This is a genomic window from Streptomyces sp. NPDC002138 (assembly GCF_040296485.1).
In the GTDB taxonomy this organism is placed as follows: Bacteria; Actinomycetota; Actinomycetes; order Streptomycetales; family Streptomycetaceae; genus Streptomyces.
The window spans coordinates 156,013-168,472 of sequence record NZ_JBEOXE010000010.1; the positions used below are offsets into that span (position 1 = coordinate 156,013).

A 12,460-nucleotide genomic window follows, 5' to 3' on the forward strand; every position below is an offset into this window, starting at 1 on the left:
GACCGGGCCGCCGGGCTGCCCGGGAGGGGGGTGACAATGGCCGACGTATGTGCGAGAACGCGTCCATGACACGTCCACGGGAAAGGGGCCGGCCACGAACGCCGTCTGGAGCCTGGTGATCCCGCTCAAGCCGCTGTCCGTGGCCAAGAGCCGTCTGGCGGCGGCGGCCGGGGCCGACCGGCCCCGGCTCGCGCTGGCGTTCGCGCAGGACACCGTGGCGGCGGCGCTGGCCTGCGCGGCGGTCCGGGATGTGGTGGTCGTCACGGACGATCCGCTGGCCGGGGCGGAACTGGCCGCACTGGGCGCGCGGATCGTGGCGGACCGGCCGGCCGCCGGGCTCAACGCGGCGCTGGCCCATGGCGCGCGGGCGGTCCGGGCGCTGCGGCCGGGTGCGGCGGTGGCCGCGATGAACGCGGATCTGCCCGCGCTGCGGCCACCGGAATTGCTACGGGTGCTCGAAAACGCGGCGGTATTTCCCCGGGCATTCCTGGCGGACGCGGCAGGAATCGGGACGACGCTGCTTTCCGCCGCACCGGGCGTGGAATTGTCCCCCGCGTTCGGCGGCCCGTCCCGGGCCCGGCATTCCGCGTCGGGGGCGGTGGAAATCACGCTCCGGGGCGTCGACAGCGTGCGCCGGGACGTGGATACGGCGGCGGACCTGCGCGAGGCGCTGGTGCTGGGCCCCGGGCCGTACACGGGGCGCTGCGCGGCCCGGCTGCGGGCCCGGGTGCCCGCGGTCCGCCCGGAGGCCCGATAGCCTGCGCTCATGCAGGCAACGGCGTTCACCTACGACTCCCAGACCCGCGGCGGAAGTGTGCTGCTAGACGACGGCACCCCGGTGCCCTTCGGGGCCGCGGCGTTCGACGCGGGCGGCCTGCGGCTGCTGCGCGCGGGACAGCGGGTGCGGATCGAGACCGAGGGCGCGGGCGCGGACCTGCGGATCACCCTGATCACCTTGCAGACCTTCGTTTAGGGGCGCCTTCGCGCAGGGCCGTCCGGGTCCGGACAGCACCGCGGGCCGGCCCCCCTGCCGTGGGGGGCCGGCCCGACGTGTGTGACGTACGCCTGCTTACTTCTTGCGGGCGGTGGTCTTCTTCGCGGTGGCCTTGCGCGTCGCCGTCTTCTTCGCCGGAGCCTTCGTCGCGGCGGTGGCCTTCTTGGCCGCCGGAGCGGTCTTCTTGGCCGTGGCCGTGGCCTTCTTGGCGGTCGCGACGGCCTTCTTGGCCGTGCTGGCCTTCTTGGCGGCCGGCGTGGCCTTCTTGGCGACCGTGGTCTTCGCGGCCGACTTCTTGACCACCGTGGCGGTGGTCTTCTTCGCCGTGGTCTTCTTGGCGACCGCGGTCTTCGCCGCCGCCTTCTTGGCGGTGGTGGCCTTCTTGGCGGCGGCCTTCTTGACCGTCGCGGAAGCGCCGCCGGTCAGGCTGCCCTTGGGCGCCTTCTTGACCGAGACCTCGCCACCCTTGGGGAGCTTCTTGGTGCCGCTGACCAGGTCCTTGAAGCCCTGGCCCGCGCGGAAGCGGGGAACCGAGGTCTTCTTGACCCGGACGCGCTCACCCGTCTGCGGGTTCCGGGCGTAGCGGGCCGGGCGGTCGACCTTCTCGAACGAGCCGAAGCCCGTGACCGAGACCCGGTCGCCGGCGACCACCGCACGGACGATCGCGTCGAGTACCGCGTCGACAGCGTCCGCGGCCTGCTGACGGCCGCCCACCTTGTCGGCAATCGCTTCTACGAGCTGCGCCTTGTTCACGTCTTCCCCTTCGGAGACTTCGCCAGAACGAATGTGTTCAAGCTTATTTCGCACGTTAGGCGGATATATACCGCAAATCAAACACGAAACGGGCTAATCACCCTAGTGCCGCAACGATGTAGGCCGTTACGGAGTTCCTTCGCATCAGTCGCCTTCAGGGAATCGACCCTCGTCGAGGTCCTTCATCAACCTGTCCAGGCGCCTTGCCGCATCGGCGAGATCGTGCTTCGCCGCTGCCGTGGCGACCAACAGCTTCCGGGACAGCGCCATCCTTACGCCCTCCGGGACTTGCAGCGAGCGCACCCTTGTGTGCGCTTCTTTCAGCCGGTCCGCGACAAGTCCGTAGAGCTCGAGTTGACTGTCGCGTTCCATGCACAGATTGTGCCATCTGGGGCGAGTTGTCGCCTCATGGGGCCTCAACAAACGGCTGTGCCCCCCGCCGGAAGGCGGGGGGCACAGGAGCCGGGACGCGTTAGCCCCGGATGAATAAGCGCTGATCAGGCCTGAATCGTGCGCGGTTTGAAGCTCGGCCGGACGCTTTCGTAGGTCGCGATGTCCGCTTCGTTCTGAAGGGTGAGGGAGATGTCGTCCAGACCCTCCAGAAGACGCCAACGGGCATTGTCGTCCAGTTCGAACTCAGCCACGACGCCTTCGGCTCGGACCTCCCGGGCGACCAGGTCCACCGTGATCTCGGCGGTGGGATCGGCCTCGGTCAGCGCCCACAGCCGATCGACCGTCTCCTGCGGCAGCACCACGGTCAGCAGACCGTTCTTGAGGGAATTCCCGCGGAAGATGTCGGCGAAGCGCGAAGAGATCACGGTCTTGAAGCCGAAGTTCTGCAGGGCCCAGACGGCGTGTTCGCGGGAGGAACCGGTGCCGAAGTCGGGACCGGCGACCAGGACGGTCGCGCCCGCGCGCTCCGGCTGGTTCGTGATGAACGAGGGGTCCTTGCGCCAGGCCTCGAAGAGACCGTCCTCGAACCCGTCGCGGGTGATCTTCTTCAGCCAGTGGGCCGGGATGATCTGGTCGGTGTCGACGTTGCTGCGGCGCAGCGGCACGGCCCGGCCGGTGTGGGTGGTGAAGGCTTCCATGGTTATCGGGCTCCGGCGGTCGCGTTGGCGTCGGTCAGGTCGGCGGGAGAGGCCAGATGGCCGAGCACCGCGGTGGCCGCGGCCACCTGCGGGGAGACCAGGTGGGTCCGTCCGCCCTTGCCCTGCCGGCCCTCGAAGTTGCGGTTGGAGGTGGACGCGGAGCGCTCGCCAGGGGCCAGTTGGTCGGGGTTCATGCCCAGGCACATCGAACAGCCCGCGTGCCGCCATTCGGCGCCGGCCTCCTTGAAGACCTTGTCCAGGCCCTCGGCCACCGCTTCCAGCGCGACCCGGACCGAACCCGGGACGACCAGCATCCGTACGCCGTCGGCGACTTTGCGGCCCTCGATGATGCCCGCGACGGCGCGCAGGTCCTCGATGCGGCCGTTGGTGCAGGAACCTACGAAGACGGTGTCGACCTTGATGTCGCGCAGCGGCTGTCCGGCGGTCAACCCCATGTACTCCAGGGCCTTTTCGGCGGCGTTGCGCTCCGAAGCGTCCTCGTACGAAGCGGGATCGGGGACGTTGGCCGACAGCGGCGCGCCCTGACCCGGGTTGGTGCCCCAGGTGACGAAGGGGGACAGCGTGGTGCCGTCGATGACGACCTCGGCGTCGAAGGCCGCGTCGTCGTCCGAGCGCAGCGTCTCCCAGTAGGCGACCGCCGCGTCCCACTCGGCACCGACCGGGGCGTGGTCGCGGCCCTTGAGGTACGCGAAGGTGGTGGCGTCCGGGGCGATCATGCCCGCGCGGGCGCCCGCCTCGATCGACATGTTGCAGATGGTCATGCGGGCTTCCATCGACAGCTTCTCGATGGCGGCGCCGCGGTATTCCAGGATGTAGCCCTGGCCGCCGCCGGTGCCGATCCGGGCGATGATCGCCAGGATCAGATCCTTGGCGGTGACGCCCTCGGCCAGTTCGCCCTCGACCGTGATCGCCATCGTCTTGGGGCGGCCCAGCGGCAGCGTCTGGGTGGCCAGCACGTGCTCGACCTGGCTGGTGCCGATGCCGAAGGCCAGCGCGCCGAAGGCGCCGTGCGTGGAGGTGTGCGAGTCGCCGCAGACCACGGTGGTGCCCGGCTGGGTCAGGCCCAGCTGGGGTCCCACGACGTGGACGACGCCCTGCTCGACGTCACCCAGCGAATGCAGCCGGACGCCGAACTCCGCGCAGTTCTTGCGCAGCGTCTCCAGTTGGGCCCGGGAGACCGGGTCCGCGATCGGCTTGTCGATGTCGATCGTGGGGGTGTTGTGGTCCTCGGTGGCGATGGTGAGGTCGAGGCGCCGCACCGGGCGGCCCGCCTGCCGCAGGCCTTCGAAGGCCTGGGGGCTGGTCACCTCGTGCAGCAGGTGCAGATCGATGTAGAGGAGGTCGGGCTCGCCCTCGGCGCGCCGGACGACATGGTCGTCCCAGACCTTCTCCGCGAGTGTCCTACCCATCGCTTTCCCTCCGGCTCACCGTCCCGGACCCAGTGGTTCGTGGACCCGTACATACAGACTCGCTGTTTCTTGGAAAAATTGAACTTGCGTTTCACAGTGTGAGACGCGAATATCGTTTCATGGACAACTCTAGCGGCGTCGGCGTTCTCGACAAGGCAGCTCTGGTATTGAGCGCACTGGAGTCCGGTCCGGCCACCCTCGCCGGGCTGGTCGCGGCGACAGGGCTCGCACGACCCACGGCACATCGCCTTGCCGTGGCACTGGAACACCACCGGATGGTGGCGAGGGACATGCAGGGCCGGTTCATCCTCGGACCGCGGCTGGCGGAGCTCGCCGCCGCGGCCGGCGAGGACCGCCTGCTGGCCACGGCGGGACCGGTGCTCACGCACCTCCGTGACGTGACGGGCGAGAGCGCTCAGCTCTACCGGCGTCAAGGCGACATGCGCATCTGCGTGGCGGCGGCCGAGCGGCTGTCGGGTCTGCGGGACACCGTCCCGGTCGGCTCCACGCTTCCGATGAAGGCCGGTTCGGCCGCGCAGATCCTGATGGCCTGGGAAGAGCCCGAGCGGCTCCACCGGGGCCTGCAGGGCGCGCGGTTCACGGCCACGGCCCTGTCCGGCGTACGTCGCCGCGGCTGGGCCCAGTCGATCGGCGAGCGGGAGCCCGGCGTGGCCTCCGTGTCGGCGCCGGTGCGCGGCCCCTCGAACCGGGTGGTGGCCTCCGTATCGGTCTCCGGGCCGATCGAGCGGCTGACCCGGCACCCGGGGCGCATGCACGCCCAGGCCGTCATCGACGCGGCCGCCCGGCTGAGCGAGGCCCTGCGCCGCTCCGGCTGAGCCCTCCCGGCCTGCGACCTTCCCCTTCACACTCCCCCGGGCCCGGGGGCGCGTACGACGCCGCACACGTCCGAACGCGCGCCTCCGGGCCCGTACTTATGCCCGGGCCGGACCGGTGCCGGAAACAGCGAAGAGGCCCTCCGCGATGATCGCGGAGGGCCTCTTCTGTATGTACCCCCGACCGGATTCGAACCGGCGCTACCGCCTTGAGAGGGCGGCGTGCTAGGCCGCTACACAACGGGGGCCTGCCTGCAGTTACTGCGCTGGGCTACCAGGACTCGAACCTAGAATAAGGGAACCAGAAACCCTCGTGTTGCCAATTACACTATAGCCCATAGTGGTCTAGACCAGCTAGACAGTACCCCCGACCGGATTCGAACCGGCGCTACCGCCTTGAGAGGGCGGCGTGCTAGGCCGCTACACAACGGGGGCCCTAGCGATCCTGCATCAAGAGTCCGGGTGCGACCCTGGAGATCTCGCGGGAAGGATCTGTACCCCCGACCGGATTCGAACCGGCGCTACCGCCTTGAGAGGGCGGCGTGCTAGGCCGCTACACAACGGGGGCAAAGCACTGCGTTACTTCTGCACTGCGCTGGGCTACCAGGACTCGAACCTAGAATAAGGGAACCAGAAACCCTCGTGTTGCCAATTACACTATAGCCCACCAAAACACAACCCCTTGCGGGGGGTTTGTTTGGGTTGCGCTTCCGTTCCGGCCTTGCGGCCCGCACCGGCGGCGCAGAAAGAACATTACCGGATGCCTGACCGTGCTCCAAAACGGGTATCCCCGGCCAGCACGGCCGGAAGCTGTGCGAGACCGGTGATCCGGTACACCCCCTGAGGTGCGGGCCCGCGCCCCGGACCGCCCGCGGGAACGTGGCCTCCGGCCCGGTCGAGCCAGACCGCGACGAGCCCCGCGTCGCGCGCCCCGCGCCCGTCGATCTCCGGGTGGTCCCCCACGTACGCCACCTCCTCCGGCGCGAGGTCGAGCGCCTCGCAGGCCGCCAGGAACGCCCCCGCCTCGGGCTTGCTGACGCCCAGCTCGACGGCGCACACGAGCACCTCGAAGCGCTCGCGCAGGCCGAGCCGGCGCAGCTTGGGGTCCTGGTTGACCAGGGAGGAGTTCGAGAGCACGCCGTGCCGGTGGCTGCGGGCCAGCGCGTCCAGTACGGGCACCACGTCCGGGAAGACGGTCCAGGCGGCCTGGTAGTGCTCGACGTACCGGGCGAACCACGCGTCGGCCTCGGCGCCGCTCAGCGCGGGCTGGCCGAGGAAGTCCCGCACCCGGTCCCGGCGCTGCTCCTGGAAGTCGGTCTCACCGGCGGCGAAGCGGGCCCAGTGCCGGTCGGTGTGCGCACGCCAGAGCGCCAGCGCCTCGTGCGGCGCCCCGTACCGCCCGGCGATCCCCTCGCGCTCCAGATGGACGCGGAGGCCGGCCGTGTCGGCCCCGGTGTAGTCGAAGAGCGTGTCGTCGACGTCCCACAGCACCGCGCGTATCGCCATGCCCCGACCCTACGTCGCAAAGCCGCGGGGGCGGCGGCCTTTGCGGCTGCCGCCCCCGGGGAGGTGGTGCGTGATGCGTGATGCGGGGTGGTGTCTACGCGGACAGCTTCGCCAGGGCCGCGTCGATGCGGGACAGGGACTTGTCCTTGCCCAGGATCTCCAGCGACTCGAAGAGCGGCAGGCCCACCGTGCGGCCGGTGACCGCGACGCGGACCGGGGCCTGCGCCTTGCCGAGCTTGAGGCCGTGGACCTCGCCGGCGGCCAGGACGGCCTGCTTGAGCGACTCGGGGTCGCTCCAGTCGGCCGCTTCCAGGTTGGCGCGGGCCGTGGTCAGCAGGGCCGCGGGCTCGCCCTTCATCGCCTTGTCCCACGAGGGCTGGTCGAAGACCGGCTCGTCGAGGAAGAGGAAGTCGACGTTGGCCGTGATCTCCGACAGGACCGCCATGCGGGTCTGCGCGTGGGGGGCGATGGCCTCCCAGGCCGCCTGGTCGAAGGCCTCGGGGGCCCACGGGGCGTGCGGGGCGCGCAGCCAGGGGGTGCAGGCCTCGGTGAAGGCCTTCACGTCCAGCATGCGGATGTGGTCGCCGTTGATCGACTCGGCCTTCTTGAGGTCGAAGCGCGCCGGGTTGGCGTTGACGTCCGGGATGTCGAACTTCGCCACCATCTCCTCGATCGAGAAGACGTCCTGGTCCTTGGAGAAGGACCAGCCGAGCAGCGAGAGGTAGTTCAGCAGGCCCTCGGGGAGGAAGCCGCGCTCGCGGTACAGGTTGAGCGAGGACTCCGGGTCGCGCTTGGAGAGCTTCTTGTTGCCCTCGCCCATCACGTACGGCAGGTGCCCGAAGGCGGGGACCGCCTTGGCGATGCCGAGCTCGATGAGGGCGCCGTAGAGCGCGATCTGGCGCGGGGTGGAGGACAGCAGGTCCTCGCCGCGCAGCACGTGCGTGATCTCCATCAGCGCGTCGTCGACCGGGTTGACCAGGGTGTACAGCGGAGCGCCGTTGGCCCGGACGATGCCGAAGTCCGGCACGTTCTCGGGGGTGACGGAGATCTCGCCGCGGACCAGGTCCGTGAAGGTGATGGTCTCGTCGGGCATCCGGAAGCGGACGATCGAGGAGCGGCCCTCGGCCTGGTACGCCGCCACCTGCTCGGCGCTCAGCTCACGGCAGTGGCCGTCGTAGCCGGAGGGCTTGCCGGCGGCGCGGGCGGCGTCGCGGCGCGCGTCCAGCTCCTCCGTGGTGCAGTAGCACGCGTAGGCGTAGCCGCCGTCCAGGAGCTTCTTCGCGACGTCCGCGTAGATGTCCATGCGCTCGGACTGGCGGTACGGGGCGTGCGGGCCGCCCACCTCGGGGCCCTCGTCCCAGGTGAAGCCGAGCCAGCGCAGCGAGTCCAGCAGCTGGGCGTAGGACTCCTCGGAGTCGCGGGCCGCGTCGGTGTCCTCGATGCGGAAGACGAACGTACCGCCGTGGTGGCGGGCGAACGCCCAGTTGAACAGAGCCGTCCGGACCAGACCCACGTGGGGGTTGCCGGTCGGGGAGGGACAGAAACGTACGCGGACTGGTGCGTTAACCACGCTTGATCACCTTGTTGGTGAGAGTGCCGATGCCTTCGATGGTGACGGCGACCTCGTCGCCGACGTTGAGGGGTCCGACTCCGGCCGGGGTCCCCGTGAGGATGACGTCGCCCGGGAGCAGCGTCATGGCCTCGGTGATGTGCACGATCAGGTCCTCGATGGAGCGGACCATGTCGCTGGTGCGGCCGAGCTGGCGCTGTTCGCCGTTCACGGTGCACTGGATGGCCAGGTCGCTCGGGTCGAGGTCGGTCTCGATCCAGGGGCCGAGCGGGCAGGCGCCGTCGAAGCCCTTGGCGCGGGCCCACTGCTTCTCACGCTGCTGGACGTCGCGCGCGGTGAGGTCGTTGGCGCAGGTGTAGCCGAGGATGACGTCCTTGACGCGCTCGCGCGGGACGTCACGGCACATCCGGCCGATCACCACGGCCAGCTCGGCCTCGTGGTGGACGTCCTGGGAGAAGGAGGGGTACGCGATCGGATCGCCCGGGCCCACCACCGAGGTGGAGGGCTTGAAGAAGGTGATCGGCGCGTCCGGGACCTCGTTGCCCAGCTCGGCGGCGTGCTCGGCGTAGTTGCGGCCGATGGCCACGATCTTGCTCGGCAGCACGGGCGGGAGCAGCCGGACCCGGTCCCGGGAGGACGGGTCCAGCGGGACCTTCGTCCCCGACAGTTCGAAGTCCCCGTACGGGATGCCCTTGATGATGTCGAGGACGAGCCCGCCCTCGGCGCCGGGGGCTGCGTCGCCCTCGACCGCGCCGAAGGCGACATTTCCGTCGATCGAGAACCTGGCGATGCGCACGTGTTGCGTCTGCCCCTCTGTCCGTCCGCTGCGCGGCCCGTGTGGGCCGGAGTCTGCGGACTCCAGGCTAACGCGGCGGACCGGGGCACTTCGCTCGGTTTCCGCGCGCTGCGGGGTGACCTCGGTGCGGGGTTACGGCGCGGCGGGGGCCACCGGGGCGTCCATCAGGATGGTGCGGCGCGGGTTCGCGGTCTGGGTGGGCAGGTCGACCGAGTGCTCCGGCGTCTCAACCGACTGCAGCTCCTCGGCGTCCTTCAGGTGCGCGAGGGTGGTGCGGCGCGGGTTGGCTATGTTGCGGAACATCATCGTCGTCTTCTGCGTACTCATCGGAGTATCGGAACCCTCGGTCGGTTGTGGACCGGACGCACCTCGTGGGCGCCGGTTGTCGGGCGTGCCATCCCTGTAAAGAGCCAGGCTAAACATCTGAATCCCCCGAGGAACGGAGAAGTAATGGCCATGGCTGTGTGAGTTTGCTCACCAACGACCGGGCATTCCGGTCATTACGGTCAGTCAATTCAAGTTCCAGAAACGGACATTGCGCCACTGAATGCGCCATTCCGCTCCCGATCATCGCGACTGGGACACCGGGTCGGTCATAGCGTTTACACAGTTAAAGTCCGCTTTCTCCCGAAAGCGGTCCCACAACCGGTAGCACCTCTGTCACAAGTCGTCACCGACTCTCCGAGGGAGCCCTCGCACCTTGTTGGAGATCCGGCACTGTGCTGGAATTCGCGGGACCGCCGCGGGAATCAGCCGGCGCGCAAGCGGCGCGACTCAGCGCCGAGCGCGGCGGTAAGGAGAGGGAGACGCGCCGGTCACCGACGACCACCATGGGGCCGTCAGTGCCCCACGACTCGACACCGTCCCGCCGGTCGCCCGGAGGGACGCCTGGTCCAGAGGTTGCGAGCTAGTGCAGGGACGTTTCAAGAGGGATGGCAGCGCTGCGGCGGAGCAGGAGCCGCGCAGCGGGACCGACCGTGGCTCCTCGCCCCAGCACGCCCAGAACCGCGGGCCGGCTGCCGGTGGCACGGGCCCCGACACGCCCCCCGCCGTGAAGGCGAAGGGCAGGGGCAAGACCCCCAAGGCGAAGACGAAGGCCAAGGCGAGCGGCAAGACCGCCTTGGAGGAGTCCGCCGAGCGGGACCAGGCGATACCGAAGGCCCCCAGTGGGCCCGGATCCCGGCTCGCCCTGCAGAACTGGCGCATCAGCACGCGACTGGTGTCGCTGCTGACCCTGCCGGTCGTCGCCGCCACCACGCTCGGTGGCTTCCGCATCAACGACTCGATGAACGACATCGCGCAGCTGGACCACATGCAGCTGCTGACGACGATGACCCGGCAGGCCACCAACCTGGCCGCCGCGCTCCAGGAGGAGCGCGACAAGTCCGCGGGTCCGCTGTCGGTGGCCAAGGCCGCCGCGGCCGCGCAGGCGGGCCAGGCGGGCACGGCCGGCCAGCCCGCGGCGCCGGCTCAGGCCAACAGCCTCGTCGAGGGCGTGCGCGACCAGACGGACGCCGCGGCGACCGCCTTCGCCAGCGCGACCGACAAGATCGACAGCGCCCAGGACAAGGACGACACCCTCAAGTCGATCCGCAACAACGTCCTGCAGATCGGCCGCCAGCTCTCGGGCATCGAGGACATCCGCAAGAAGGCGTACCAGAACAGCGCCCAGCAGACGGTCTCCGAGTACAACGGTCTGATCGTCTCACTGCTCTCGCTCTCCCAGGACATGGCCCAGGCCACCTCCAGCCCGGAGATGATCAAGCGCACGCGCGCCCTGGCCGCCTTCTCCTCCGCCAAGGAGTACGCCTCGATCCAGCGCGCGGTCATCGCCGCGGCGCTGCCCGAGACCGGCGACAAGCCCGGCAAGCTCAGCGAGAACGACCGTCTGTACGCCCTGGCCGCCCAGCGCGGCGAGAGCCAGGCGAAGAAGACCTTCGAACTCGTCTACCAGGGCAAGCCCGAAGAGCTCCTCCAGTCGCTCGGCGACGGCAACAGCGAGATCGGCACCGCCGACCACTACGCCCGCCGCGTGCTGACCACCGAGGGCCAGTTCGGCAAGGAGAAGAACCGGTCCTGGATGGACTGGTACGACGCCGACGACACCAAGCTCGCGGCCATGAAGGTCATCGAGCTCACCCTGCTCGACGACATGGAGCAGAAGGCCCGCGAGCTCAAGACCGAGTCGCAGCAGGACGCCATCATCAACGGTGCGCTGATCCTCCTCGTCCTCGGTGTCTCCCTCGTCGGCGCCTTCGTCATGGCCCGCTCGATGATCCGCTCGCTGCGCCGCCTGCAGGACACCGCGACCCGGGTCGCCCAGGAACGTCTGCCCGAGCTGGTCAAGCAGCTCTCGGAGACCGACCCGCAGGACGTCGACACCTCCGTGGAGTCGGTCGGTGTGCACTCGCGCGACGAGATCGGCCAGGTGGCCGCGGCCTTCGACGACGTGCACCGCGAGGCCGTCCGCCTCGCCGCCGAGCAGGCCCTCCTGCGGGGCAACGTCAACGCGATGTTCACCAACCTCTCGCGCCGTTCGCAGGGCCTCATCCAGCGCCAGCTCTCGCTCATCTCCGAGCTGGAGTCGCGCGAGGCCGACCCGGACCAGCTGTCCTCGCTCTTCAAGCTCGACCACCTCGCGACCCGCATGCGCCGTAACGGCGAAAACCTCCTCGTCCTCGCGGGCGAGGAGCCGGGCCGCCGGTGGACCCGCCCCGTCCCGCTCGTCGACGTGCTCCGCGCCGCGGCGTCCGAGGTGGAGCAGTACGAGCGCATCGAACTCTCGTCGGTGCCCGGCACCGACGTCGCCGGCCGCGTCGTCAACGACCTCGTGCACCTGCTCGCCGAGCTGCTGGAGAACGCCACGTCGTTCTCCTCCCCGCAGACCAAGGTGAAGGTCACCGGTCACGCACTGCCCGACGGCCGCGTGCTGGTCGAGATCCACGACACCGGCATCGGCCTGTCCCCCGAGGACCTGGCCGCGATCAACGAGCGGCTCGCCTCGCCGCCCACCGTGGACGTCTCGGTCTCGCGCCGCATGGGCCTGTTCGTGGTCGGCCGCCTGTCCCTGCGACACGGCATCCGGATCCAGCTGCGTCCCTCCGACTCGGGCGGTACGACGGCACTCGTCATGCTCCCGGTCGATGTGGCCCAGGGCGGCAAGAAGCCGGCTCCCATGGCGGGCCAGGGCGCCCCGGGCATCCCGGGCGCGGCCGGCCAGCAGGGCGCGGTCGCGGGTCAGGGCGCGCGTCCCCCCGTGGGCGCGGCGCCGCAGCGCGGCCAGGTCGCCGGCGGCGGTCAGCGCGCCGCGCTGCCGGGTCGCGACAGCTCCGGCCAGCAGCGTCCCCAGGGACAGCAGGGCCAGCAGAACCAGCAGGGCGGCCGGGGTCAGCCGCGACCAGGTGCGGCATCTGCGTGTCGAGCAGCGCCACCAGATCGTCGGCGAGCAGCCGCAGCCGGCCGGCCTCGGCGGACTGCCCCACGGACC

12 protein-coding genes and 5 tRNA genes are annotated in these 12,460 nt (G+C 70.0%); 4 read left to right on the forward strand and 13 right to left on the reverse strand.

The window, feature by feature from the left end:
- Nucleotides 1-115: 115 nt before the first annotated feature.
- The gene (cofC, locus tag ABT084_RS09525; RefSeq protein ID WP_351040066.1) at nt 116-757 is read left to right on the forward strand and encodes a 2-phospho-L-lactate guanylyltransferase; all 642 of its coding nucleotides are present in this window, start codon (nt 116-118) and stop codon (nt 755-757) included.
- 9 nt (nt 758-766) lie between these two features.
- A complete protein-coding gene (locus ABT084_RS09530) occupies nt 767-973 on the forward strand; it encodes a hypothetical protein (RefSeq protein ID WP_351040069.1) in 207 nt (68 codons plus the stop codon).
- 96 nt (nt 974-1,069) lie between these two features.
- On the opposite strand, the gene ABT084_RS09535 is transcribed toward ABT084_RS09530, so the two are convergent.
- From ABT084_RS09535 to leuC, 4 genes are all read right to left on the reverse strand, one after another.
- Entirely contained in the window at nt 1,070-1,747 is a 678-nt protein-coding gene (locus tag ABT084_RS09535) for an HU family DNA-binding protein (RefSeq protein WP_351040072.1), read from the reverse strand.
- Nucleotides 1,748-1,891: 144 nt separating this feature from the next.
- Nucleotides 1,892-2,119, reverse strand: coding sequence for an SCO5555 family protein (locus tag ABT084_RS09540; protein ID WP_330332835.1), 228 nt, complete (start codon nt 2,117-2,119; stop codon nt 1,892-1,894).
- A 125-nt stretch (nt 2,120-2,244) separates the two neighbouring features.
- Nucleotides 2,245-2,838 (reverse strand): 3-isopropylmalate dehydratase small subunit, encoded by a 594-nt coding sequence (leuD, locus tag ABT084_RS09545; RefSeq protein WP_351040076.1) that lies wholly within the window; start codon nt 2,836-2,838, stop codon nt 2,245-2,247.
- Between the two features lie 2 nt (nt 2,839-2,840).
- A complete protein-coding gene (gene leuC / locus ABT084_RS09550; protein WP_351040078.1) occupies nt 2,841-4,268 on the reverse strand; it encodes a 3-isopropylmalate dehydratase large subunit in 1,428 nt (475 codons plus the stop codon).
- 119 nt (nt 4,269-4,387) lie between these two features.
- On the opposite strand from leuC, the gene ndgR reads away from it, so the two are divergent.
- The gene (ndgR, locus tag ABT084_RS09555; protein WP_073911130.1) at nt 4,388-5,104 is read left to right on the forward strand and encodes an IclR family transcriptional regulator NdgR; all 717 of its coding nucleotides are present in this window, start codon (nt 4,388-4,390) and stop codon (nt 5,102-5,104) included.
- Nucleotides 5,105-5,276: 172 nt separating this feature from the next.
- On the opposite strand, the gene ABT084_RS09560 is transcribed toward ndgR, so the two are convergent.
- From ABT084_RS09560 to ABT084_RS09600, 9 genes are all read right to left on the reverse strand, one after another.
- Nucleotides 5,277-5,349 (reverse strand) — tRNA-Glu (locus tag ABT084_RS09560).
- A gap of 18 nt (nt 5,350-5,367) precedes the next feature.
- Nucleotides 5,368-5,439: transfer RNA gene (locus tag ABT084_RS09565), tRNA-Gln, on the reverse strand.
- 24 nt (nt 5,440-5,463) lie between these two features.
- Nucleotides 5,464-5,536: transfer RNA gene (locus ABT084_RS09570), tRNA-Glu, on the reverse strand.
- Between the two features lie 60 nt (nt 5,537-5,596).
- Nucleotides 5,597-5,669, reverse strand: a tRNA-Glu gene (locus tag ABT084_RS09575).
- Nucleotides 5,670-5,696: 27 nt separating this feature from the next.
- Nucleotides 5,697-5,768, reverse strand: a tRNA-Gln gene (locus ABT084_RS09580).
- A gap of 86 nt (nt 5,769-5,854) precedes the next feature.
- Nucleotides 5,855-6,607 (reverse strand): HAD family hydrolase, encoded by a 753-nt coding sequence (locus ABT084_RS09585; RefSeq protein WP_351040081.1) that lies wholly within the window; start codon nt 6,605-6,607, stop codon nt 5,855-5,857.
- A 94-nt stretch (nt 6,608-6,701) separates the two neighbouring features.
- Nucleotides 6,702-8,177, reverse strand: coding sequence for a glutamate--tRNA ligase (gltX, locus tag ABT084_RS09590; RefSeq protein WP_351040084.1), 1,476 nt, complete (start codon nt 8,175-8,177; stop codon nt 6,702-6,704).
- The gene (locus tag ABT084_RS09595) at nt 8,170-8,973 is read right to left on the reverse strand and encodes a fumarylacetoacetate hydrolase family protein (protein ID WP_351040087.1); all 804 of its coding nucleotides are present in this window, start codon (nt 8,971-8,973) and stop codon (nt 8,170-8,172) included. The genes gltX and ABT084_RS09595 overlap by 8 nt, the downstream gene beginning before the upstream one ends.
- A gap of 132 nt (nt 8,974-9,105) precedes the next feature.
- A complete protein-coding gene (locus ABT084_RS09600; RefSeq protein ID WP_351040090.1) occupies nt 9,106-9,300 on the reverse strand; it encodes a hypothetical protein in 195 nt (64 codons plus the stop codon).
- A gap of 583 nt (nt 9,301-9,883) precedes the next feature.
- Here ABT084_RS09600 and ABT084_RS09605 point away from each other — a divergent pair.
- On the forward strand, nt 9,884-12,460 hold a 2,577-nt coding region (locus ABT084_RS09605), incomplete at its 3' end, for a sensor histidine kinase (RefSeq protein WP_351040093.1).